Genomic DNA, 24,765 nt, shown 5'->3' on the forward strand with positions numbered 1-24,765 from the left:
CTCCGGTGAACAACAAATTGCCATTAAATTAGCGATTTCTAATTTAGATTTCAATGAAATTTTGTTTGCACCGATTTTGCAGTATTCTTGCCACCCGACAGTTGTTCAACAGGATGTTATCAGTTCATGTCGTCTACCGCGCTCAGTCACCTTCCCCCTGCCAGCCAGACACCGCTGTTCTTTCGTCTGGATGTGCGCAGCCAACGGCTGGTCGCCCTGACCGATGTGATGCAAACCCCGCTTCATTGGCTGGATGAACCGAGAAGTGCCTGGCCGGCCCAACTGCCGGACGCCCTGCGACTGCCCATAGAGCAAGCCCTTGCCAAGGGTCAGGGGGGCAAGCTGATGCTGCGCTTCGCCGGACAGCAGTGGCATATCGCTCTCTCCCATGAACAGGATGCCTTCTGGCTCATCTGCCTGCAGACCCAGCGCCAGGAGCCCATCGCCGATCTCGCCTTGCAGCTGCCACGCCTGAGCCAGATGGCCAGTCAGCAACAGTTCGTCGCCATGCTGGAAGCCCTCAAGGAGAGCCTGGGGGCCGATCGCCTGATCCTCTGGCACTATCAAGCCAATGGCTCCCTCGGCAGCGAACAGCTGACCCCTGTCTTTGCCCTCGGCGCCGAGGGGCTTTCGGCTATTCGCGGTGACAGTCGCTACATTCGTGCCTTGCGCACCCGCAAATCCTTGAGTTTTTCCGAGGCGGCCCACCAGCCCATGTTGAGCCAGCACTACTATCTGGCCAATGCAGGGGTGAGTTCGCGCCTCGATGGCGCCCTGCTGGAGCAGGAAAAACTCATCGGCGTGCTGAGCCTTGAGTACCTCAGCGCCACAGTGCTGAGCGAAGAGATGCTGCAACTGGTGCGCCACAGCGCCCAATTGCTCGGCCACTGGCAGCCAGAGCCTGAACCCCTCATCAATCCTGTGTTGGCCTTGCCCGGCGAGCTGACCCTGTTGACCGGCATCGCCTATTGCCGTGCGTTGGTAAACTGGGCCGTCACCATGAGTGGTGCCCGCATCGGCTGGGTCGGCGAATACCAGCCGCGAGGCCAGGAGCTCTGGATCATTCCGCGCTGCGTGCTGGAAGGAGAAACCTTCTCCATCCTCAAACCCTTACAGCTGGATCCCGGCCCCGCCCAGGAGTTGTTCCAGCACGGTCAGGCCCTCTATGTGGAAGACCTGCCCCTGCGTTATCCACACGCCACCCAGTTGCTGGCCCTCAATGCCAAAGCCTATGTCGGCGTGCCGTTGCACGGTCCGAGCGGCGCCCCCATGGGACAGCTCACCTTGCTGCTCGACGCGCCACTGCCCGATCCCATGCCCTTGCTCGATGCCCTCAGCAGTCAGCACGAACGGGCCGCCATCGAGTTGCAGCGGCTCGCCGCCGACGATGCCCTGCGCTTGGCAGAGGTGGCCTTCAACACCCACGACGGTCTGCTGGTCATGGATCACCAGGGGATCATTCTCAAGGTCAATCACTCCTTTGGCCGCATCACGGGGTTTGGCAACGATGAGATGATCGGCCAGCATATTGTCAGGCTTCGACCGACCTATTATGGCGATCACCTGAAAGAGGATGTCAGACGGGCCATCGATGAGCAGGAGTTCTGGATGGGCGAGGAGCGTTGCCTGCACAAGGATGGGCATCTGTTCCCGGTGCGTCTCATGGTGAGCGGGGTCAAGGATGAACTCGGCGAATTCAGTCACTACGTCTGCAGCTTCTACGACATCACCAAGGAAAAAGACGCCGCCCGCCACATAGAGCAGCTCGCCTATTACGACGATCTGTGCGGCCTCTACAACAGGCGCAGCCTCAACAACATAATGCAATGCACCCTGCAGGCACCGAACGGTCAATGGGGCGCCTTGCTGCTGGTGGATCTGGACAACTTCAAGTCGATCAACGACTCCCTCGGCCATGCCTGTGGCGATCAGCTGCTGCAAGCCGTGGTCGAGCGGCTCAAGGGACTGCCTCAGGACAACCTGGTGCTGGCCCGCATCTCGGGGGATGAATTCGCCCTGCTGTTCACCGCCCTGGGTCAGGGTTATGTCACTGCCAAGATCCTGGCCGAGCACTTCGCCCGCGAGCTGATGGGGCTATTTCGCACCCCGTTCGACATCGAGGATCACAAACTCCATTGCAGCGCGTCTGTGGGGATCAGCCTGTTTTCCAGCGAAGACCAGGATCATCTGGTGCTGATGCAGCAGGCCGACACCGCCACCCACATGGCCAAGCGGGCCGGTCAGGGCAACTATGTCTTCTTCAGCGAGGCCATGGCCGAGAAAGAGAAGAGCAAGCTCACCATCAACAACCAGCTGCGTGATGCCCTGCGCCACCATGAGCTGCAACTGCACTATCAGCCGCAATACAGGGTCGACAATGGCAGCTTGTCCGGCATAGAGGCACTGCTGCGCTGGCAGCGCAGCGACGGCACCATGGTGCCACCGGCCGAGTTCATTCCCATCGCCGAAGAGACCAGCCTCATCCAGGACATCGGTTACTGGGTGATGAAGACCGCCTGCGCCCAGTACAGCTTCTGGCTCAATCGCGGCTTTGCCATTCCCCATCTGTCGGTCAACGTCAGCGCCCGCCAGTTCCACACCGCAGGCTTCGTGCAGCAAGTGGAGTACATACTGCGCGACACAGGGGTGCCCCCTTCCCGCCTGCTGCTGGAAGTGACCGAATCCGTGGTGCTGGAAAACCGGCTGGAGAGCATAGCCCGCATGCGACAACTCAAGGATCTCGGCATACTGCTCTCCATCGATGATTTCGGCACCGGCTACTCGTCGCTGGCCTATCTGCGGGATCTGCCGGCGGACGAAGTGAAGCTCGACCGAAGCTTCATTCAAACCCTGGTTCACAGCGAACAGGACAAGGCCATCGTCAAGGCCATCCTGGATCTGGCCAAGGTTTTCCGCTTTACCGTCACCGCCGAAGGGGTGGAAGATGAGGAGCAGCTCGCCATCCTCAAAACCTTGGGATGCCAGCATTATCAAGGCTTCCTGACCAGCCGACCGCTGACGGTAAAAGCCCTGGAGAGCCTGCTCGGCGCGGCCCAGTCGGGCTAAACAGGTAGGATTTATAGGGATTTATGTAATAAAATCACGGCCTGCTCGAATCGTTGGAGTCGTCTATGTCTGTCAGTAATCAGATCCCTGCCGTTGAAACCAGTGCATCCGGTGTCATTGGCCGGATCCATTCCGTTGAAACCTGCGGCACCGTTGATGGCCCCGGAATACGATTTATCGTATTCATGCAAGGCTGTCTGATGCGCTGCAAGTACTGCCACAATCGGGATACCTGGGATACCCAGGGTGGCCGCGAAGTGACAGTGCCGGAGTTGATGAGCGACATCACCAGCTATCGCCACTTCATGAATGCCTCGGGTGGTGGTGTCACCGCCTCCGGTGGCGAAGCCATGCTGCAACAAAATTTTATCGCCGAACTGTTTGCCGCCTGCAAGGAGAAGGGTGTTCACACCTGCCTCGATACCAATGGCTTTGTGCGTCACTACGACGAACAGCTCGACAAGGTGCTCGACAACACGGACCTTGTGTTGCTCGACATCAAACAGATCAATGACGAGAAGCACATTCCGCTGACCCACGTCAGCAACAAGTACACCCTGGAGTTCGCCCGTTATCTCGCCGCCAAAGGCAAGACAATGTGGATCCGCTACGTGGTGGTGCCGACCTGGTCAGACGATGACGAGAGCGCCGAGGGACTGGGCCAGTTCATTGCCGAACTGGGGGATAGTGTCGAGAAGGTGGAACTGCTGCCCTATCACGAGCTGGGCAAGCACAAGTGGGACGTTCTGGGTGAAAACTATGATCTGACCGGGATCAAGCCCCCCAGCAAGGAGACCATGGACAGAGTTCAGGGCATACTCGCCAAGTACCACAACAACGTCAAATACTGATGCCTCAACAGGGCTGGCAAGGAATACGCCAGCCCTGCTGATATTGAGACACTGCATCACTGCCCGCCCAGCGCGCCATCACATGACAAGGAGATGCCATGAGTGAAGGACAAGCGGCCGCCCTCCTGCTCTGGGTATTGCTGCTGATATTCAGCCTGCGTGGCACCCTGCTGCGTACCCTGCTTGATCAACCCCTCTATCAGCACCTCTGCCTTGGCGGCGCCATCGTGCTGGTCCCGCTCTGGACCTTGCGCGCCGGCCTGCATGAAGGGCTGGAAGTGCATTTTCTCGGCCTCACCAGCCTGACCCTGCTGCTGGAGTGGCGTCTGGCCCTGCTTGCTCCCTGCCTGACACTGCTTGTTCTGGGTTACTTCGGGGTTGCCCCCCTCGCCGATTTTGGCTGGCAGGCGCTGATTGGCATCGCCCTGCCGGTCGCTACCAGCTGGCTGCTGTTTCTGGCGAGCTGGGCCTGGATGCCCCGCCATCTGTTCGTCTATCTCTTCGTGGTCGCCTTTTTTGGCGGTGCGCTGAGCATCTCGGTCAAGATGATCGCCAGCGCCCTGCTGATGGGGATGAGCGGCGCCTATCCGTGGCATACCATCAGCGCCGACTACCTCTCCATCTGGCCGCTGCTGCTCTTCCCCGAAGCCCTGCTCAACGGCATGACCATGACCTTGCTCGCCGTCTACCGCCCCCACTGGGTCAACACCTTCTTCGATCGGGAATACCTGGGGCGCTAAGCGCGTGCGCCATGCTTGCCTGCCCGCGACACAACACTCGCCCACAGACAGCAAAAGCCCCTGACGAGCAGGGGCCTGGCAACAAGAGGAGCAGAGCTTAGAAGCGGTATTCGATATGCAGGGAGTGGGTATCCAGGCCGGGGTTTTGGTCATACATCTTGGCGTTGGACATGTGCTCATACTGATAGCCAATCAGCCAGTTCTTGGTGATTGCATACCCCAGGCCAATACCAGTGGAAAACTGGAATGGGCCGCCGTAATCCTTGAAACCATTGCCACGATGGCCGAACTCATGTTCCGCCAGCCAGAGCACCTCGGCCGGGAGCCATACCACCCAGTTCCCCCACAGACATTCGGCACGCGCCCCAGTGCCCAATCTGGCAGTACGCTCATCCCCCACCTTCAGCATGCCGCCACGCACGCCCAGACCAAACTGGCAGCCAGAATCCCCCCAGCGCCAGAACATGTGATGGTATTTGACGTCTGCCGTGAAGATGCTGAGTTTCTCGTTTTCGGCGGGTGTGCCCAGTTGCAAGGCAACAATGTTGTCATTGGCGATGGCTCCGGTGCTGGCTATCAATGAAGCCAGCAGTCCCGAGAGCAAGAGTGTGTTAGCGCGCATGTCCCCTCCTACGTCCTTGTTATCCGGTGTGCCCCCTCAAACTCAAATGGGCACATCTCAGGAATAGTCAGTGGGGAGCAGAGTTGTCAACAAAACAGGTAAAACTAAAAAACAAGATTTTTACAGGGAATTGGTCTAGCTGATAAAGGTGCTTCAGTTGAAACACAGTATAAAAGCCCGCAACAGTCTATTTATTGAGCTCACTAAATAACCAATTAACGTTTATGCTCTATTCGCCAAATTTATCGGCCAAATAACAACCATACAAAAACGGCGCTATGTAAGAGCATTCTGAATTAGTCGTTTTTTCGCCATAGATACTCATCCGACAAGTATTAAGCCTAAATGACAAATTAAATAATCAATATAAAACAACAACTTGCAAATTAATCGTAATTCCTCAGATTGATTATTGAGTGTTGACTCAATCGCGCCTGATAAGTAAGATGCGCCTCAAATAAAATAAAGCATGATGCTCGTCACAGATTGACGCGCAAAGGGCACGGGGTAATCAACCTGCACAGCAGGATCATTTTCTGAACAACATTGTTGTTCAGCGCCCTCCTATTAACCTCATGTTTTGAAAAACCACGAATTGATTGTTTTTAGAACGGGACTATGTCATTTCCGTGCGGTAGCCATGGTGAAATACCACCTTTTTTAACCAAAAAAGACACCACAAAGAAACAAAAAATCAACAATCAATTCCGTTGCCATTCTGGATGCAGCAGCAGGCTGTTACGTTTGCATCGAACACACATGGTAGACTCGCGCCTCACTTGATGTCAGCAAGACAACGCCACTCCATTTTGCAAGAAAAGACCAACCATTGAACAAGCCAATTCTATCCAGCCAGCATCGCTCACCCATGACAGTGCTGAAGGATGTCACCTTCGGCCTGCTGATGCGTGAGCTCAAGACACGTTTCGGCAGCTATCGCATGGGCTACACATGGGCCGTACTTGACCCACTGTTGGCTATTTCCCTGTTCTGCTTCATCTTCGGGATGCGTGAACGCAGCGGCTTTGGCGGGGTTGAAGCCCCGGTTTTTATCGCGGCGGGTTATCTGCCATTTATGATGTTTCAAAACGTGGTTGGCCAGCTGCAGTCTGCCGTCAGCGCCAACAAGGGGCTGTTCTGTTATCGACAAGTCACCCCCTTTGCTACTCTCTTCTCCCGCTTCTTGCTGGAAACCCTGATCGGTGTGCTGGTGGCTTTTGTGCTGATCCTGGGGCTGATGTGGTTCGGCTTTGATGCCATGCCTGCAGACCCGCTCGCCGTGTTGACGGGGTATGGCCTGCTGATGGTCTTCTCCTTTGCGCTGGGGACCTTGTTCTGCATCGCCACCTCCCTCTCCGAAGAGGCGAGAAAGCTGATCCCCATTCTGATGCGCCCCATGATGTGGATCTCTGCGGTATTCTTTCCACTGGCGGCCGTACCCCAGAGCTATCAGCACCTGCTGCTGTGGAATCCTGTCGTGCACGCCTTGGAGCTTGTCCGCTCTGGCTGGATTGCCGGCTTTCAGACCCCGGGCGGCAGTTGGTCTTATCTGGTGAGCACGACCCTGATACTGCTCACTTTCACCATGAGTGCCTATCGCCTCAGCCATCGACGACTAATCGCAAGCTAACAAGATGATCACTCTGGATAACGTCTCGAAATACTACCCCACCAAATTTGGCCGCCATTATGTGCTGAAAGATGTCAGCTTTACCCTGCCCGGGGATCGCAACATCGGCATTCTGGGGGCAAATGGCGCCGGGAAATCCACCCTGCTGCGTTTGCTGGGCGGCATGGACATGCCCAATAAAGGCAAGGTTATCCGCCACAGTCGGGTCTCCTGGCCCCTGGCCCTGAGCGGCGGCTTTCAGGGCAGCATGACGGGGCGTGAAAATACCCGCTTCGTCTGTCGCATTCACGGGGTGCATGATACCGAGGCGGTGGAGGAGTGGGTTAAGGAATTTTCTGAAATTGGCCAGCACTATGAGCTGCCCATCAAGGGCTACTCGAGCGGGATGAAATCCAAATTCTCCTTCGCCGTCAGCATGGCCTTTGATTTTGATATCTACCTGACCGACGAAATCACCTCGGTGGGGGATGCCAGATTCAGACAAAAGTGCATCGATGTGTTCACCCAGAAGCGGGAAACCGCCAGCCTGATCATGGTCTCCCACGATATGAAGACACTGCGCCAGCAGTGTGACATGGGCATAGTGCTGCAAAACGGGCAGCTGACCCTGCACGACGATATCGAAGACGCCATCGCCATCTACCAGACGCTCTGATATTCCATTTCAAGTATCTCCACGGACTTTTATGACCAAAGCCAAATTGACCGCCCTGCTTGAACGCAAGCTGCGTAAATTCAAGCGTGACCCCAAGCTGTTTCTTATCGATTCAAAGGGCTATCAAGTCGCCCATCACTCCTGGAAAAAAGCCATCAAGCTTGGCAGCTTTCTCTGGGTGGTGATCTGCTTCAGCCTGGCAGTGCTCTATTACGGCACCCTTGCCAGCGATCGCTATGTCAGCCAGGCGAGTCTCATCGTCAAGCAGGCAGATCAGCTCAAGATGCTGCCAGATGCGCTCTCCATGCTGGGGCTCGGGGGCAGCAATCATCAGGACGTGCTGGTGATCCAGGACTACCTCAAGTCCTGGGATATGCTCAACACCCTGGATCAGGCACTGCAACTGAAAAAACACTATCAGAGCGACCACGCCGATATGTTCTCCCGCCTGCCTGAAGATGCCACCCGCGAAGAGTTTCTGGCGTTTTATCGGGATCACCTCACCGTCAGTCTGGATGAGCTATCGGGTGTGCTGACCGTCAGCCTGCAAGCCTTCGACCCTGACTATGCCAAACAGGTTGTTAGCCTGATGCTCAAAGAGAGCGAGGGCTTTATCAACCGCTTGAGCCGCCAAGTGGCGATGGAGCAGCTCAAATTTGTAGAGACCGAAGTTGCCCGCTCCCACGAGCGGCTGCTGGGTGAACAAGCCAAGATGCTGGCCTTCCAGAACCAGCACCAGCTGATGAGCCCCGAGGCCACCAGTACCGCCATGATGGGAGTGGTGTCTGAACTGGAAGCCGAGCTGGTACGCCAGGATGCCGAGCTTAAACGGCTGCAAATCTACATGAACCCCAATGCCCCTGACGTGGTGGCGGTGAGAGACAGGGTCGATGCCCTCACCCGTCAGCTGGCGCAAGAGAAAAATCGCCTGACCGGCAGCGAGAAGCAGTCCCTCAACGAGGTCAATGCCGACTATCAGGCAGTACAAGTTCAAGCCCAGCTGGCCGCCGACGTCTACAAGACAGGGCTGGTGAGCATGGAGCAGGCGCGCGTCGAAGCGTACCGCAAATTGAAACACCTGCTGGTGGTGAGCCAGCCCAGTCAGGCCGAAGAGGCCGAGTATCCCCGTCGTCTCTACAACCTGGCCACCATCGGTGTTCTGCTTTGCCTTTTCTACGGTCTGGTCGTGATGGGTCTTGCCACCCTGCGCGAACATCAGGACTGACAGGAGTATGTCGTTGAATACCTTCTTTACTAGATCACTCAATATCAAGCCGAGTCTGCTGGCCCTGAGTCTGGGCCTCTTGCTGCAACCCGCTTATGCCCTGGAAATCTCCCAGGAAGGAGCCCCGGTGCGCAAGGTCATCACGGATACCCAGACCCGGGATCCGGTGTTTGGCAACTGGCTGTTTCGCGGTGAGTTTGCCCGGGAATCCTTCAATGGCTTCAACCCGGATTACCGCATCGCCATCGGCGATCGGTTGCAGGTGCAGCTGTGGGGGGGGGTCGAATTCGATCAGCCCCTGACGGTCGATCATCAGGGCAATATCTTCCTGCCCAAGGTTGGGCCCATCAAGGTGGCAGGGGTACGCAACGAACAACTGAATGACACCCTGCTTGGCGCCGTCACCACCGTCTATCAGAAGAATGTCAGCGTCTATGCCACCCTGGATGTGAGCCAGCCGGTCAAGATCTTCGTGACCGGCTTTGTCAAGCAACCGGGCCTGTTTGCCGGCCAGTCAGGGGATTCCATCCTCTATTTTCTGGACAAGGCGGGTGGTATTGCCGCCGAGCGCGGCAGTTATCTTGACGTTGCCCTCAAGCGCAATGGCAAGACACTGCGCCACTACAACCTCTACCAGTTTCTGGTCAATGGTACCCTGCTGCCCACCCAGCTGCGCGATGGCGACATCATAGTGGTGGCACCGCTGCGCTATCAGACCACTGTCAGGGGCAAGGTAGCGAACGCCAACAAGTTCGAACTGAGCAAACCCCATGTCACCCTGGCCGAGCTGATGCAGATGGCCAGGCCCGATCCCGATGCGACCCATATTCGGGTGAGCCGCAATCAGGGGGAAGATATCCACATGGATTACTACCCCATCAATGACGCCCAACTGGCCAAAAATATGATCAGCTCGGGTGACACTGTGGAAGTGATCGCCGACAAGCGGTATGCCTCCATAGCAGTGCGGGTTGAAGGGGAACACGACAGTGCCCAGGAGTATGTGCTCAAGTACGGCGCCCGCCTCGGTGATATCCTCAATGGCCTGAAACTGACCCAGGATGCGGACTTGAGCGCCATTCAGCTCTATCGTGACTCGGTCAAGGTGCGCCAGAAGGAGATGCTGAACTCCTCCCTCAAGGCGCTTGAAGCCAGTATCCTGACTGCCCGCTCCTCTTCCGAGGGGGAAGCCAAACTGCGCAACAGCGAAGCACAATTGCTGATGCAATGGGTCGAGCGCGCCAAGGATATTCAGCCCAACGGTCAGGTGGTGCTCGCCAATGGCACCAACATGGAAGATGTGCGGCTCGAACCGGGCGATATCATCCGCATTCCGCGCCAGACCAACCTCATCATGGTGCACGGGGATGTCATGTTCCCGAACGCCATCCTGATGGACAGCAAGCGCACTGTGGCCGACTACATCGATCTGGCCGGCGGCTTTACCCAGAAAGCCAGCAACTCCCGTATTCTGCTGCTGCATCGTGACGGCACCTTCAGCCAGATTGAGAAGGGCGATCTGGACAATAAAGAGATCGCCATCAAGCCGGGTGACGAAATTTTCGTGCTGCCTCAGGTTGATACCAAGTCGCTGCAGATCACCAAGGATATTACCGAGGTGCTCTATCAAATCGCCATTTCGGCAAGAGCCCTGGTGCTTTTATAATAACAAGAATAGAGTGGCAGTGGCTGCCACTCTATTTCACTTGTGAGTCAATTCCTTTGCATAATAATAAACGACCACGTATTGCTTTAGTGGCAGACCAGTTCACGACTTTCAGCTTGGCCCCCGACGCCGACCTTATTCAGATCACCCCGCTCGACTGGCAATGGAAACTCAGATTTTTCAAACCTGATTTTTTGTTTGTGGAGTCAACCTGGCGTGGCTACAAGAATAGTTGGCAAGGCAAGATTGCCAGTTATGCACACAGTTCACCCAATAAACCGGAACTGAGAAAATTACTGGAATTTTGCCGAAAACGGAAAATCACAACCATCTTCTGGAATAAAGAAGACCCGTTTCATTTCGAGCGTTTCGCCGATGCGGCGGCGCTGTTCGATGTGGTCTATACCACGGATGCCGGTTCCCTTGAACGGTACAATGCCCTTCCCCATCAGGCCTTTGTGCATGTTGGTGTGCTGATGTTTGCCGCACAGCCCAGCTGGTATCAACCGGCAGTGAGCGGTGAACGGGGGCCAGGGATCGCCTTTCTGGGGGGCTATTATGGCAATGAGCTGGCCGAGCGCAGCAGGGCACAAGAAGATGTGCTGTATGCATTGCGGGACAGAGGCTTGATTATTTTCGATCGCTTCTGGCAGAAAAATAACGGTTGCAGTTATCCGGATAAACTTCAGCCATACTGCAAACCCGCCATCTCGCCAATATCTGTCGCCAAGGCGTATCGGCAATATCAGCTTTATTTGAATTTCAATACGATAAGTCAATCGCCGACCATGTTATCCCGTCGAGTGTTCGAGTTGGCGGCAGCGGGCTGCCCCATTATCAGCACCCCTTCGATAGCGATGGAGAGCATTTTTGGCAAGAGTATCGTCGCGGTACAGGATGGTACGGCGGCACGCGAGTGGTGTGTGCAATTACAAAAAGATATTCGTCAGAGAAACGAATTGGGCGAGCAAGCCAGGGAAATAGTCCTAGCCCAACACACCTGGCAACACCGACTGACACAGCTCAATAGTGAGCTCAGTCTTTATTAGTCATTTCGGGACAATACGAAAAACCAATTAACTCACACGGGAGTGATTATTATGCCGATAAAAGCGCAGCGGGTATTGATTGTGTTTGGTACCAGACCGGAAGCAATCAAGATGGCTCCGATCGTCAAGGCCTTCCAGGCCAATCGCAAGATTGACGTCAGAGTCTGTGTCACGGGGCAACACAGGGAGATGCTGGATCAGGTGCTCAACCTGTTCGAGATCGAGCCGGAGTATGACCTCAACATCATGAAACCGGGTCAGGATCTGACCGATGTCACCACCGCCATTTTGCAAGGACTCAAGCCAGTTTTTGCCGAGTTCAAGCCGGATCGCATTCTGGTGCACGGTGACACTGCCACCTCTTTTGCGGCAACGCTGGCGGCCTACTACCACCGCATCGCGGTCGGTCACGTCGAGGCCGGACTTCGCACCGGCAATATCTACTCACCCTGGCCGGAAGAAGGTATGCGTCGTCTGACAGGGGGCATTGCCGATCAACATTACACCCCGACCATCAGCTCGCTGAAAAACCTCATCATGGAAAACATCGCCCCCGAGACCATCTTCGTGACTGGTAACTCAGTGATCGATGCCCTGATCGAGGTTTCCCACCGCATTGATAACAACGTCGGCATGAAAACCGAGCTGGCCAGCCGTTTCCCCTTCCTGGACAAGAGCAAGAAGCTGATCCTGGTAACGGGTCACCGCCGTGAGAACCACGGCGACGGCTTTGAGCGCATCTGCAAGGCGCTGGCAGCGCTGGCCCAACGGGATGACGTACAGATCGTCTATCCGGTACACCTCAACCCCAATGTGCAAGAGCCGGTCAACCGCAACCTCAAGGGGCTCGACAACGTGCATCTGATAGAACCGCAGGATTATCTGCCTTTCGTCTATCTGATGAAGCAGAGCTACCTGATCCTGACCGACTCTGGCGGCATTCAGGAAGAGGCGCCAACCCTGGGCAAACCTGTGCTGTGCATGCGCGACACCACTGAGCGCCCTGCCGCCGTCAAAGCCGGCACAGTGCGCCTGGTCGGTACCTGCGACGAGACCATAGTGGCTGAGACGGTGCGTCTGCTGGATGACGAGCTGGCCTATCAAGTGATGAGTCATGCCAACAACCCCTATGGGGATGGCAAAACCAGCCAGCGTATCGTTGAGGCCGTCACTGGCATGAGCGGCGCCCTGGGCCAGCAGATTGACAGCAGCCTGCAAGTTGCCTGATTTACAGATTACATACCTGTCTTTGGGGGCATGCATGATGCCCCCTGTTTTACTATCGAGAGCACAAAATAATGAAATTTGAAACCATCTCCGTTGTTGGTCTGGGTTATATCGGTTTGCCAACTGCAGCAGTCATCGCCAGCAACGGCATTCGTGTCGTGGGTGTGGATGTCAACCAGCATGCGGTAGACACAATCAACCAGGGCAAGATCCACATTGTTGAGCCGGGTCTGGAAGATCTGGTCAAGCAAGCCGTGCAAGATGGCCATCTGAGCGCCCACACCAGCCCGCAGAAGGCTGATGCCTTCCTGATCGCCGTACCGACTCCGTTCAAGGGCGAAGATCATGAGCCGGATCTGAGATATATCGAGAGCGCCTCCCGCGCACTGGCCCCCATGCTGGAAAAGGGCAACCTGGTGGTGCTGGAATCCACGTCACCGGTCGGCGCGACCGAGCAGATGGCCAAGTGGTTGGCCGAAGAACGCAGCGATCTGACCTTCCCGCATACCGTTGCTGAAGGCCAGACCCCTGATATCTTTGTGGCGCACTGCCCGGAGCGCGTACTGCCCGGTCAGGTGATCCGCGAGCTGGTTGAGAACGATCGCATTATCGGTGGCATGGACGCAGCCAGTACCGCCGCTGCCACCCAGGTCTACAAGATGTTTGTCAAAAAGGGCGAGTGCATCGCGACCGAAGCGCGCACTGCCGAAATGAGCAAGCTGACCGAAAACGCCTTCCGTGACGTCAATATCGCCTTTGCCAACGAGCTGTCCCTTATCTGTGACAAGCAGGGTATCAATGTGTGGGAGCTTATCTCCCTGGCCAACCGTCACCCCCGTGTCAATATTCTGCAGCCAGGCTGCGGCGTGGGTGGTCACTGCATCGCCGTCGATCCCTGGTTTATCGTCAACCAGAACCCGGACACGGCCCGCATGATCCACCAGGCGCGTCTGGTCAATGATTACAAGCCCCACTATGTGGTAGAGCAGGTAGAAAGTGCGGTCGCCGGTATCAACAATCCGAAGATCGCCTGCCTGGGGTTGGCATTCAAGCCGGACATCGATGACCTGCGCGAAAGCCCGGCCCTGGATATCACCAAGACCCTGGCCAACAATGCGGCCTATCAGATCCTGGCGGTGGAACCCAATATTGAAGCGCTGCCGGCTACGCTGGAAAATCGTAATAACGTCAAGCTGGCCTCCCTGTCAGATGCACTGCAACAGGCTGATGTGATTGTTATTCTGGTCAAGCACAAGCAGTTCCTTGGTCTGAATCGCAGCGATGCCGCCAATAACCAATTGCTTGATTTCGTCAACGCCGCTCATTAATCCACTCGAAAACAGTGGCCGGGATTAACCCGGCCACTGTGTGAAAAAAAGAACTCTGATATGTCGACCCGACTCGCTAAAAAAAACGCCCGAAAAAATCAGCCGCCACGTCAGCAAGAGAATCATCTCAATACTGTTTTCTCCATCTATGACGAGCACCTCGATTACCTATACCGACAGCTGGCCAGAAAGACCGACAAGATTGAATGGGTAGAACAGTCTTACCCCCAGCTCTCTTTTGGCAACATCAGCAATATAGAAACTGCTGATGCCTGGATGCTGCCTGCAGATAATGACCGTAACAAAACCATAACCGTAGACGCTGCAGGCATTCTCTCGCTGGAGCTTGGCCTGGTTGATGGGGACTCCTTCTATCTGCAGACCGGCAGCATGGATATCAACGGTCTGCCACTGAACAAAGATGCCTGGCGCATCAACGGCAGCCATAAATATCGCGTTCACCTTGATGCCCAATTCGGTGAGCCACGCCCCGATTGCGCCATGTTCTTCATTCAATATGACGAAGAGAAGCGCATTGCCCACAAATTCCAGCAGATTTATAACGGTCTGAACAAGGTTGAATTTGAAACAGCACCCGATGCCCGTTATTTCAGCATTGCTCTGCGTCTCAAGGGGCAAGGCACTCTCAATATAAAGCCTCTGAAAATCATCGCTGAAGAGATGCTGCCAGTTAATGCCATCAAGCTGGAAAGTTGCCAGAGCGAAGAAGAGATTGCCCGCATTTTTGAGCTCAAGGCCAAGGCATTGACGGTTGCGTTTGAGAAACGCATTCACGCTTTGCCTGATTCCCCTTTGGTACAAAAAACCAATCTGGAAGCCTTGAAAGACAAGCTGGCACTTGCCCTCTATGAAAAACAGCAGATGGAGAAGTCACTTTACTATCGTCTTGGCAAAACCCTGGCGGAAGCCAAGCGAAGCAAATTGGCTGGGCTGCTGTCACTGCCACAAAAGCTGATTAAAATTCGCGCAGCAAAGCGCAAAGGCAAGTTTGACGTGCCACCGATGGATAACACCATCAGACAGAGCTTGCTGGAACAGGTTGGTATCTTCAATGAGGCTCGTCCCAATGAAGAAGTCACTTGGCCCGGGTTTGAGCCAAGAGCCAGACTGCGCAACCAAAGCATTAATGTCGTATCTATCAGTGACAAGTTCACTTATGAGTGCTTCCGCTATGAGGCGAACTTTATTCCGCTAACCAAGAAAAACTGGAAAGAGGAAATTGATGCGGCCAACCCGGTTCTCTTCTTTGTCGAGTCTGCCTGGAATGGCAATGATGGCGAATGGACCTATACCATGGCCAGCTACAAGAAGCACCTGGGTGATCCGCTGCGCGATGCCATCAAGTATTGCAAGTCGAAAAATATTCCCGTTGTGTTCTGGAACAAGGAAGACCCGACCAACTACGATGTCTTTATCGACGTCGCCGCAGATTGTGATTATATCTTCACGACCGATGGCAATATTCTCGATAAATACAAGAGTCGTGTTGGTCATGACCGCGTCTACCCGCTGGCTTTTGCCGCCCAACCTGCCATTCATAACCCAATCCGTGACAAGCGCAAGAAGCTGCCGACCTACGAGATCTGTTTTGCAGGTAGCTGGTATAACAATGGCCATGATACCCGCCGGATACAGACCGAAATCGTGCTTGATGGCGCCATGCACCGGGAACTGCATGTCTACGACCGCATGTTGCACGCAACCAAGCACAGGGAATCCCGTATATTCCCGGCGAAATACCAACCCTTTATTGTCGGCTCGCTGAGCTATGACCAGATGGTCACAGCCTATCGCCAGTACAAATTGTTCCTGAACATCAATACGGTGCAAGATTCACCGACCATGTTCTCTCGCCGTGTCTTCGAAATTCTGGCCTGCGGTACGCCAGTGGTTTCCACCCACTCGGATGGCATGAAGGCTATGCTCGGCGAGCATGTCCATGTTGTTCATGATAAAGAGGAAGCAAAAAAAGTTGTGCAGCAGTTGCTGGAGTCTGACCTCGATCGCGAGCGTCTCGGACACCTGGCTGCACGACACTGTTTGCAGCATCACTCATATCAGCAACGCTTCGTTCAGATCCTCGATACTGTTGGCATTGAGCGCAGCAATAGCGAAGGTGATAAAGTATCGACCATCATGTGCACCAACCGCCCAAAAAATATCGACATGATGATAGACAACTATCAGCGCCAGGCACATCCCAATAAAGAGCTGCTGATCATATTGAACAATGACGAGTTCAATATTGATGAAGTGAAAGAAAAAATCAGAGATATACCCAATGCTCAGGTTCACCAGCTTCCACAGGATCTGACCCTTGGCGACTGCCTCAATCACGGTGTTTCACATGCTTGCGGCGACTATATTGCCAAGATGGATGATGATGATATCTATGGCGCCAACTATCTGGTAGATGCCCTGCTGGCGCTCAACTTCAGTGGCGCCGATGTGGTCGGTAAAGACTCTTACTTCTGCTATGTAGAGTCCAAGAACATTATGGCCATCAAACAACCAGGTAAAGACAACCGTTATTCTGATTTTATTTCAGGTGGCACACTGGTTATTCGCAAGCAGGTCTTTGAAAAGGTCAAGTTCCATAGCCGCAATCGTGGTGAGGACACTAATTTCCTCAAAGATTGCAAAGAGAGTGGATTTACTATTTATTCATCTGATAAGTATAATTTCATTCAAATGAGATATTCCAATACCAGTGCTCATACTTGGACCATCCAAGATGAAGAATACCTAAAGAATTGCCAAGTAATTTGTTCTGAGCTGAAACGAGACTTGTCGGGCATCTAAATGGAAATTTTTGAGTTTCACAGCGTCAATAACTTCACATATGTTGAAGATGGTCATTATGTCATTCATGATACCAATGTCATACACAATGTGTTTATTAAAAAATCGAAGACCAACAATCCACATCTTTATATTTTCGGTCAAGGCGCGGTGGACAAGGCAAAGCCCCAGCCAAACTTTCAAAGAGTCAGTTGGGTGGATGATCTAGATGGCAATATTATCATTGCCACTGATCCAACCCTTACAGACAATGAATTAAGTATAGGCTGGTTCCAGTGCTCTAAAGATATCAACTATTTTTACCGCTTCTCTGAACTGCTTAAGTTCATTGCGGTAAATATGAAGCTCGACATATCAAAGCCGATTCTTTATGGTTCGTCAGCCGGAGGGTTCGCATCCCTGATGCTCTCTCCATATTTTAACAATCCGGTAGTGGTTGTAAATAACCCACAGACGGACTGGACATTATTCTATGAATCAAAAGTAAACCATGTACTGGATACCATTTACAATGGAATGGACGTTGGTGAGTTTCGAAGAAAATTCCCAATGAAATATAATGCAATAGATGTATTTAAAGCCACATCAAAAGTACCAAGCATTATATATATGCAAAATCTTGATGATGTTTTCCATTATGAACGTCATTGCGCACCATTTATGCAATGGATGCGTGAACAATATAAGAATAGTAAACTCACGGAAAAGGGATTGATTACATATTTGTACAGAAATCCCTCTGAAGGCCACAACCCATGTAGTAAAGAAATAACTTTAAAATACTTGGAGTTAGCTAAGAGTTTATAACTACGGGATTAATATGATTAAAAAAGCCGTTTTCCCCGTTGCGGGTATGGGTACCCGCTTCCTACCTGCCACCAAGGCATGTCCAAAGGAAATGCTGCCGGTTGTAGACAAGCCGTTGATTCAATATGCAGTTGAAGAGGCCATTGCTGCCGGTATCACAGATCTTATCTTTGTGACTTCCTGGACCAAACGGGCTATCGAAGATCATTTCGACAGCAATTTCGAGCTGGAGTACAAGCTAGAACAAGCCGGTAAAACCGCTTTGCTGGATGCAGTCAAAAATATCATTCCCGCGGGCGTGAACTGCTTCTATGTTCGCCAGACCGAAGCCCTGGGTTTGGGTCATGCCGTCCTGTGTGCCAAGCAGATTGTGGGTAATGAACCATTTGCGGTATTGCTGGCCGATGACATGATTTACTGTGAACAGACTCCCTGTCTGGACACCATGATCGCGCTTTCAAGTGAGAGCAAAAGTTCAGTGGTTGCCGTAGAAGCAGTACCAATGGAAAAAGTCAGCCAATATGGTGTGATTGACCCCATTACCTTGAGTGAGCGTCTCTACAAACTGAATGGCGTGGTCGAAAAACCCCCTCGGGAGGAAGCCCCATCCAACCTGTCGATTGTCGGTCGTTATGTGCTGCAACCCCGGATTTTCGAACTGCTTGAAAGCACTCAGCGTGGCGCAGGTGGCGAGATCCAGCTGACTGATGCGATCGCCGATCTGCTCAAGGAGCAGGACGTACTGGCCTATCAATTTGATGGTATTCGTTACGACTGCGGTAGCAAGCTGGGTCATATGAAGGCAAATATCGAGTATGGCCTGCGCCATCCTGAGCTTTCATCAACGCTGCGAACTTACCTTGAAGAGCTGATTGGCTAAATCTAGGGAACATATGTCGCGCGATCTCAGTGTTATCACCCCGTTTCACTTTCAGCAAAGTGGACGTGGGGATCTGGACGCTGCGAGAAAGAGACTGGAGGCGTGCCTCCAGTCTCTTTCTATGAGACCAGATCTGGATATTCTGATCCCAACGAATCGGAAACAAGCTCTGTCAGACAGAGTGAACGCTCGTTTTATCGAGGATGAACAACCTTTTCCTGTCTACTCACCCGGGATTGCCCGTGACCACGCAATCAAATGCAGCACGACAAAAGCACTCTTCCTTATGGATGCAGATCTGCTCTGTCCCCCTGAGCTGGTTGAGCAATTATCCGAACGTAGCCAGACATGCCGTCAATACGGCTTAACTGCTTTTGAAATGTACCCCTGCCTCTATCTGACCAAGGAAGAGACAGAGCGGTTTGACGGGGATTTTCAAGGCTGCCTGGAATCCTTTCTGCGCGGTGAGAATCACAGGGTGGAAGGGATTGCCCTGGCCAGCAGTTGCTTGCTGCTCAATCGCGAGTGGTTTTTGCAACTGGGGGGCTTTGACGAACAGTTTGTCGGCCACGGTGGCGAGGATCTGGAACTGATTGACCGGCTGACTCGCCATTATCCCATAGGGCCAAGGCCCGATGATTATGGCTTGAATATCAAGGCACAGCACCCGGGGGATTATCAGGGGTTTCGCCGTTATTTCAGTTACTATGTCCTGCCCCATCTGTTTGCCGGCCGGTTTCTGGTGCATCAGTGGCACCCCCGCCCCCTGACGCACCCCTATCACAAGCGCAGGGCGGGCAACGATCAGTTGCTGGAACAGATGCTGTCACGCTCCGAGTCAGAGCGAGGCCCCTTGAAAGGGCCGATTGTGCCCTGCAATGACCTCAATGGAGAGCTGCCGGACTTTCGGGAGTGGATGATCCGTTTGCAGGAAGAGGCGGGTTATCCCGTCAGTGACTATCCGGGGCTGTTGCGCTGGCAGGATGGCATTCGGCTCAAGCGCCCCCTGTGGCGAAAACTGCGCAAGCTTTACCTCAATCCACGTGCTTTTTTCAGAGACATGTTCAAACCCGCATCTCTCTAAGCTTCCTTTTTAATCTGAGCAACTTGCATGACTCTATGGACACAATCTGGCGGCATACTGGCCCGCGACGCGCAGATCCGCGCCTGCCTGGGCCAGCCATTGGCGCGTCTCACCCCTGATGCCACTCCCCAGCCCGGTGATGCCCTGGTGGGCTGGGGCCAGAAGGCCAATACCCGTCAGATTAAACAAACAGCCCAGGCCCTGGGTCTGCCCTATTGGCAGCTGGAAGATGGCTTTATCGGTTATATCGGCCATCCTGCCCGCGGTGGCCAGGCGGTGTCGCTTATCGCCGACCCCGTCGGCATCTATTACGATGCACGCCAACCCAGCCAGCTTGAACAGCTTATCGCAACGCCCTGTGACGCCGCCATGCTTGAGCGGGCGCAACGGCTGATGGGTGAGCTGGTGCGCCTCGGCGTCACCAAGTACAACTGCTACGCCTCACGCCCGGCTCACCCAGCGGGTGATGCCTCTGCCGGTCTTTCTGCGCGAGGTGAGCATGGCGGTTTGCCAGCGGCGCTGGCACAGCGCCTGTTGCAAGACGCCAGACCCAGAGTACTGCTGGTGGATCAGGTGGCGGGCGATCTCTCCATTCCAGGGGCGCTGGCCAGTGAAGCGGACTTTGTGGCCATGGTGGAAGCGGCACGTCGCAATCACCCCGATGCCCGCCTCTTGCTGCGCACTCACCCGGACACCCGCTTTGGCAAGAAGAGCGGCGTGCTGGCCCGACTGCAACTGGATGATGTGGAAGTGGTTGCCGATCACTGCCATCCCCATGCCCTGCTCAACCGGGTGGCGGCTGTCTACACCGTCTCTTCCCAGCTCGGATTTGAGGCCTTGCTGCTCGGCAAGCCTGTGTATTGCTTTGGCATGCCGTTTTACGCCGGCTGGGGGCTGACCTCTGACAGCAAACAGTGTGAGCGACGCAAGGTTCAGGTATCACTGCCCCAGCTGGCGGCGGCCGCCCTTATCCTCTATCCGCGCTATCTGGATCCCGTGCTGGGCCAGCGCTGTGAGGTAGAAGAGGTATTGACCATAATGGCCCGTCAGCAGAAGGCAGCACCGCGCTGGCGCAGGCTCTATCTGGTTGGTTTCTCCTTGTGGAAGCGCGCCTTTATGCAGGCATTCTGTCACCACCTGGCCGATGAGCTGCGCTTTGTGCGCACACCGCCCAAGCGGCTGACCGGCGATGAGCAGGTGCTGGTATGGGGCAGCCGCCACCCGGATCTCACCTCTGCCATCCGGGTGGAAGATGGCTTTATCCGATCCAGGGGGCTAGGTTCCAACCTCTGTCGTCCCTCCTCCTTGTCCATCGATCCGGTCGGGATCTATTTCGACAGCCGCATGCCAAGCGGGCTCGAACAGTTGCTCAACTACCAGCAGCTGACCGAGGCCGACGTCAATCGGGGCAGCGCACTGATCGATCTGCTGCGCCAGCACAGGGTCAGCAAATACAACGTAAGCGCACCGCAGCATTATACCCCCCCTGCGGATGGTCGCACTTTGGTGCTGGTAGTTGGCCAGGTGGATGGGGATGCCTCCATCCTGACCGGCAGCCCGACCATTCGCAGCAATGAACAACTGCTGTGGGCCGTACGTGCGGCCAAACCGGAGGCGCACATTCTGTTCAAGCCGCACCCGGATGTGGTGGCAGGCAACAGGGCGGGTGCCATCTCGGCTGCCTGTCTGGCGGAGTGTGTGGACAGCCAGGTGCTGGACATAGGGCTGACCAGTCTCTATCCCCACGTGGATGAGCTGCACACCATGACCTCGCTCAGCGGGTTCGAGGCGCTGGTACAGGGTGTCAAGGTCACGACCTGGGGTCAGCCCTTCTACAGTGGCTGGGGGCTGACGACAGATGCCCATCCCCCTGCCAGGCGCCAGCGCAGCCTGCCATTGGCGGCGCTGGTCTACCTGACGCTGGTCGCCTATCCGCTCTACATCGATTGGCAGACCGGGCTCTGGATAAGCCCGGAGCAGCTGATCCGCCAGCTGGCAGAGCAGGGGCAGTCATCGACCCGCAAGTCGAGCCTCTGGCAGCGCTGGCAGATCAAGTTGAGTTATCTGACACAGACGCTGCTGCAACGTCCCTCCCTCCCCCAGCTCATGAGATAAGCCGTACATGAAGATTTTGTTGTTGCAAGGACCGCTCGGCCCCTTCTTTCAAACCCTCAGCCAGACCCTGAGCGAAGCGGGCCATGAGGTTTACAAGATCCATTTCAATGGCGGGGATGAGTGCTGGCCTTGCGTCGGTCACAACGAGCGTTTCACCGGCAAGCCGGACACCTGGAATACCTTCTTTCGCCGCTTCATCAAGCGTCATCGCATCGACAGCCTGATCTGCTATGGGGATTGCCGCTATTACCATCTGCAGGCCATTCGCATCTGCAAGCTGAAGAAGATCGCCGTCTGGGCCATGGAAGAGGGTTATCTGCGCCCGGACTACGTGACGCTGGAGCAAGGGGGGGTGAATGCCTTCAGCCCGCTTTATGCCAAACGTGACCAGCTGGCCGAGATGCAGTGGCCCGCCCCTTATGATGCGCCATTGCAGGTGGGCAAGACCTTTGGTCGCCGCGCCTGGTATGCCAGCCGCTATCACATCAGCAAGAATCTGTTTCACTGGCGCTACCCGCATTTTGTCAACCACAGACCCTGGAGCCTCTATCAGGAAGCCAAAGGCTGGGTGGCGGGTGGTCTGGTCAAGTGGTGGTACAGAGGCGCGGATCGTCGCCTGCTCAAGGCGCTGCCCCAACACAAGGGCCATATCTTCTTCGTGCCCCTGCAGGTCACCGAAGATTTTCAGATAAGGGAGCACTCTGACCTGAGCGGGGTGGAAGAGATGGTCGCCCAGGTGATGAACTCCTTTGCCCGACATGCTCGCAGTGAGGATGTCTTGCTGTTCAAACATCATCCCATGGACAGGGGTTACGTCAGCTACCAGTCCCAGATCAACCGCCTGGTGACGCTGCTCGGGCTGGAAGGGCGGGTGTTCTACGGTTATGACTTGCCGCTGCCGACCCTCTATCCCCTGCTCAAGGGGGTCATTACCATCAACAGCACTGTCGGTCTCTCGGCCCTGCTGCACGATGTGCCGACCTTCTGCATGGGACGCGCCCTTTACGATCTGCCGGGCCTCACCACCCGTGGCACCCTTGAGAAGTTCTGGCACAAGCAGAGCCCGGTGTGCAACGACACCTTCGAGCGGATGCGACAATCACTGCTTCATCTGACCCAGCTCAATGCCAGCTTCTATCGCCATCTGGAACTCAGTGCCATGGCAGTGATGCAGAAGATCCACCGGCACAGTGAACAGGTGGCGCCCACCAAACAGCAGGGGGTCTCTTCCCGGCTATCTTCCTGTCTCATCGGGGCCATAGGTGCACTGGGTACTTTTGGCTTGCTGTCAGAGGAGATGCTGACACCGATGGCGCTGCTCTAGCCCCCCCCCCCACTCACCCACAAAAAAGCCCGCACTTGCGGGCTTTTTTTATGGTCGTTACAGGCTGCGGGGGCGCAGGTGGGCGTGCCAGCGGGCTTCCCACTTCTTGAACAGCCAGACGATGACGAAGGTGAGCAGCATGTAGAGCAGGCCTGCGGTCAGGAAGGCCTCGAACGGGCTGTAGTAGCGGGAGTTGATGATCCGCGCGGCGCCGGTCAGGTCGACGATGGTGATGATGCCAGCCACCGCCGAGCCCTGCAGCATGAAGATCACCTCGTTGCTGTAGGCGGGCAGCGCACGGCGAAACGAGTTGGGCAAAATGATGCGGGTGAGGGTTTGCCAGCGGCTCATGCCAAAGGCGTTGGCCGCTTCAATCTGCCCCTTGGGCATGTTGAGCACGGCGCCGCGCACTATCTCTGCGGTGTAGGCGCCGGTATTGAGGGTGAACGCCAGCAAAGCGCAGAACCAGGCTTCGGCAAACAGGGTCCAGGCAGCGCTGTTTTTCAGCCACTCCCACTGGGCAGCGCCGTAGTAGATGATAAAGAGCTGTACCAGCAAGGGGGTGCCACGAAAGAAGTAGATATAGGCCCAGATCGGCCCCTTGATCAGCCAGTTGCGACTGTTGCGCAGTATCCCCATGGGTACCGCCAGCGCCAGACCGAGTATGAGGGATGCCGCCACCAGCAGCACTGTGGTGTAAAGCCCCTGCCAGTAGGTAGGCCACTCTTTGAGAATGATTGAGAAATCCATGGCTTACCTCGTCTTTATCGCGTAGTGACGCTCGGCCCACTTCAGTGCCGAGGTGGAAACCGCAGTGAAGATCAGGAAGATCAGGGCCACCGCCATGTAAAAGGTGAAGGGCAACTGGGTTGAGCCTGCCGCCAGGGACGCTTTGCGCACCATGTCATCGAGACCGATGATGGAGACCAGCGCCGTGGTCTTGAGCAGTACCAACCAGTTGTTGCCAAACCCCGGCAGGGCGTGACGCATCATCTGGGGAAACAGGATCCGTACAAAGACCTGGGTCGCCCGCATGCCAAAGGCGCGAGCGGCTTCCAGCTCCCCCTTGTCCACCGCCAGGATGGCGCCGCGGAATGTCTCTGTCATGTAGGCACCGAAGATGAAACCTATGGTGGCGACCCCGGCCGCAAACGGGCTGATATCGATGTAATCAGGCAGCAGGGAGACCCACTCCTGATTGGGATTGCTCTCAAGCAAGAAGTTGTTGTAGGTCTCGTTGACCCAGGCACAGACGCTGTTGATCAGCACCTGACCGCCGAAGAACAGCAGCATCATCAGCACCAGATCGGGAATGCCGCGAATGACGGTGGTGTAAGTGGTCGCAATGCCCCTGGCCCACTTGTAGGGCGACAGTTTGGCGAGCGCCCCCAGCATCCCCAGCAGCAGTGCCAGCAGCAGCGAGGCCAGCGCCACTTCCAGAGTGACCCAGGCGCCCTCCAGCAGGGAGGCTTCGTATCCTTTCAAATCAAACATATGCAGCTCCATTGCACATTGAGTGGGCTCGCCCCTCCCAAGCAGAGGCTCCATATTCTTTAAAACCACACATATGCAGCTCCATTGCAATCAAGCAGGCCCATCACTCCTTGCAGGAGATAACGGGCCCGATATGACGACTGACGGGAGTCAGCCTGTCGTTCCTGGTTCGCCGTCGG

Annotated in this window: 19 protein-coding genes; 16 read left to right on the plus strand and 3 right to left on the minus strand. The window is 55.1% G+C overall.

Going from position 1 to position 24,765, the window contains the following annotated elements; genetic code table 11:
- Positions 1 to 126 precede the first annotated feature (126 nt).
- The 3 genes from GWQ31_RS11265 to GWQ31_RS11275 all read left to right on the plus strand — a co-directional run bounded on the left by GWQ31_RS11265 (position 127) and on the right by GWQ31_RS11275 (position 4,657).
- A complete protein-coding gene (locus GWQ31_RS11265; protein WP_170946523.1) occupies positions 127 to 3,066 on the plus strand; it encodes an EAL domain-containing protein in 2,940 nt (979 codons plus the stop codon).
- A 65-nt stretch (positions 3,067 to 3,131) separates the two neighbouring features.
- On the plus strand, positions 3,132 to 3,917 hold the full coding sequence (gene pflA / locus GWQ31_RS11270; protein WP_059168524.1) for a pyruvate formate lyase 1-activating protein: 786 nt from the start codon (positions 3,132 to 3,134) through the stop codon (positions 3,915 to 3,917).
- A gap of 98 nt (positions 3,918 to 4,015) precedes the next feature.
- A complete protein-coding gene (locus tag GWQ31_RS11275) occupies positions 4,016 to 4,657 on the plus strand; it encodes an energy-coupling factor ABC transporter permease (protein ID WP_275909378.1) in 642 nt (213 codons plus the stop codon).
- A gap of 97 nt (positions 4,658 to 4,754) precedes the next feature.
- On the opposite strand, the gene GWQ31_RS11280 is transcribed toward GWQ31_RS11275, so the two are convergent.
- A complete protein-coding gene (locus GWQ31_RS11280; RefSeq protein ID WP_169046361.1) occupies positions 4,755 to 5,279 on the minus strand; it encodes an acyloxyacyl hydrolase in 525 nt (174 codons plus the stop codon).
- Positions 5,280 to 6,108: 829 nt separating this feature from the next.
- Here GWQ31_RS11280 and GWQ31_RS11285 point away from each other — a divergent pair.
- From GWQ31_RS11285 to GWQ31_RS11345, 13 genes are all read left to right on the plus strand, one after another.
- Positions 6,109 to 6,909, plus strand: coding sequence for an ABC transporter permease (locus tag GWQ31_RS11285; protein WP_275909379.1), 801 nt, complete (start codon positions 6,109 to 6,111; stop codon positions 6,907 to 6,909).
- 4 nt (positions 6,910 to 6,913) lie between these two features.
- Positions 6,914 to 7,564, plus strand: a complete 651-nt coding sequence (locus tag GWQ31_RS11290; RefSeq protein ID WP_159166062.1) for an ABC transporter ATP-binding protein — start codon at positions 6,914 to 6,916, stop codon at positions 7,562 to 7,564.
- 31 nt (positions 7,565 to 7,595) lie between these two features.
- Positions 7,596 to 8,789 (plus strand): sugar transporter, encoded by a 1,194-nt coding sequence (locus tag GWQ31_RS11295; RefSeq protein ID WP_275909380.1) that lies wholly within the window; start codon positions 7,596 to 7,598, stop codon positions 8,787 to 8,789.
- Between the two features lie 7 nt (positions 8,790 to 8,796).
- Positions 8,797 to 10,455 (plus strand): polysaccharide biosynthesis/export family protein, encoded by a 1,659-nt coding sequence (locus GWQ31_RS11300; protein WP_087755953.1) that lies wholly within the window; start codon positions 8,797 to 8,799, stop codon positions 10,453 to 10,455.
- An 89-nt stretch (positions 10,456 to 10,544) separates the two neighbouring features.
- On the plus strand, positions 10,545 to 11,504 hold the full coding sequence (locus tag GWQ31_RS11305) for a glycosyltransferase (RefSeq protein WP_275909381.1): 960 nt from the start codon (positions 10,545 to 10,547) through the stop codon (positions 11,502 to 11,504).
- A gap of 51 nt (positions 11,505 to 11,555) precedes the next feature.
- Complete coding sequence (gene wecB, locus GWQ31_RS11310) at positions 11,556 to 12,731, plus strand: UDP-N-acetylglucosamine 2-epimerase (non-hydrolyzing) (RefSeq protein ID WP_275909382.1); 1,176 nt, start codon at positions 11,556 to 11,558, stop codon at positions 12,729 to 12,731.
- Positions 12,732 to 12,802: 71 nt separating this feature from the next.
- Positions 12,803 to 14,059 carry a UDP-N-acetyl-D-mannosamine dehydrogenase gene (gene wecC / locus GWQ31_RS11315; protein ID WP_275909383.1) on the plus strand — a complete coding sequence of 419 codons (1,257 nt, stop codon included), beginning with the start codon at positions 12,803 to 12,805 and terminating at the stop codon, positions 14,057 to 14,059.
- 60 nt (positions 14,060 to 14,119) lie between these two features.
- Positions 14,120 to 16,882, plus strand: coding sequence for a glycosyltransferase (locus GWQ31_RS11320; RefSeq protein ID WP_275909384.1), 2,763 nt, complete (start codon positions 14,120 to 14,122; stop codon positions 16,880 to 16,882).
- A complete protein-coding gene (locus tag GWQ31_RS11325; RefSeq protein WP_275909385.1) occupies positions 16,883 to 17,689 on the plus strand; it encodes a YqiA/YcfP family alpha/beta fold hydrolase in 807 nt (268 codons plus the stop codon).
- A gap of 13 nt (positions 17,690 to 17,702) precedes the next feature.
- Positions 17,703 to 18,569 (plus strand): UTP--glucose-1-phosphate uridylyltransferase GalU, encoded by an 867-nt coding sequence (galU, locus tag GWQ31_RS11330; protein WP_275909386.1) that lies wholly within the window; start codon positions 17,703 to 17,705, stop codon positions 18,567 to 18,569.
- 121 nt (positions 18,570 to 18,690) lie between these two features.
- Positions 18,691 to 19,653: a galactosyltransferase-related protein gene (locus tag GWQ31_RS11335; RefSeq protein WP_275909387.1), complete on the plus strand. Its 963-nt coding sequence runs from the start codon at positions 18,691 to 18,693 to the stop codon at positions 19,651 to 19,653.
- 27 nt (positions 19,654 to 19,680) lie between these two features.
- A complete protein-coding gene (locus GWQ31_RS11340; protein WP_275909388.1) occupies positions 19,681 to 21,768 on the plus strand; it encodes a capsular polysaccharide biosynthesis protein in 2,088 nt (695 codons plus the stop codon).
- A gap of 7 nt (positions 21,769 to 21,775) precedes the next feature.
- Positions 21,776 to 23,092 (plus strand): capsule biosynthesis protein, encoded by a 1,317-nt coding sequence (locus GWQ31_RS11345; RefSeq protein WP_275909389.1) that lies wholly within the window; start codon positions 21,776 to 21,778, stop codon positions 23,090 to 23,092.
- Positions 23,093 to 23,149: 57 nt separating this feature from the next.
- Here the strand turns inward: GWQ31_RS11345 and GWQ31_RS11350 are convergent, their stop codons facing one another.
- Both GWQ31_RS11350 and GWQ31_RS11355 read right to left on the minus strand, forming a co-directional pair.
- Positions 23,150 to 23,842, minus strand: a complete 693-nt coding sequence (locus GWQ31_RS11350) for an ABC transporter permease (protein WP_005310139.1) — start codon at positions 23,840 to 23,842, stop codon at positions 23,150 to 23,152.
- 3 nt (positions 23,843 to 23,845) lie between these two features.
- The gene (locus GWQ31_RS11355) at positions 23,846 to 24,586 is read right to left on the minus strand and encodes an ABC transporter permease (RefSeq protein WP_159166054.1); all 741 of its coding nucleotides are present in this window, start codon (positions 24,584 to 24,586) and stop codon (positions 23,846 to 23,848) included.
- Positions 24,587 to 24,765: the final 179 nt, after the last annotated feature.

This window comes from Aeromonas sp. 2MA4 (assembly GCF_029237305.1).
GTDB classification, from domain to species: Bacteria; Pseudomonadota; Gammaproteobacteria; order Enterobacterales; family Aeromonadaceae; genus Aeromonas; species Aeromonas salmonicida.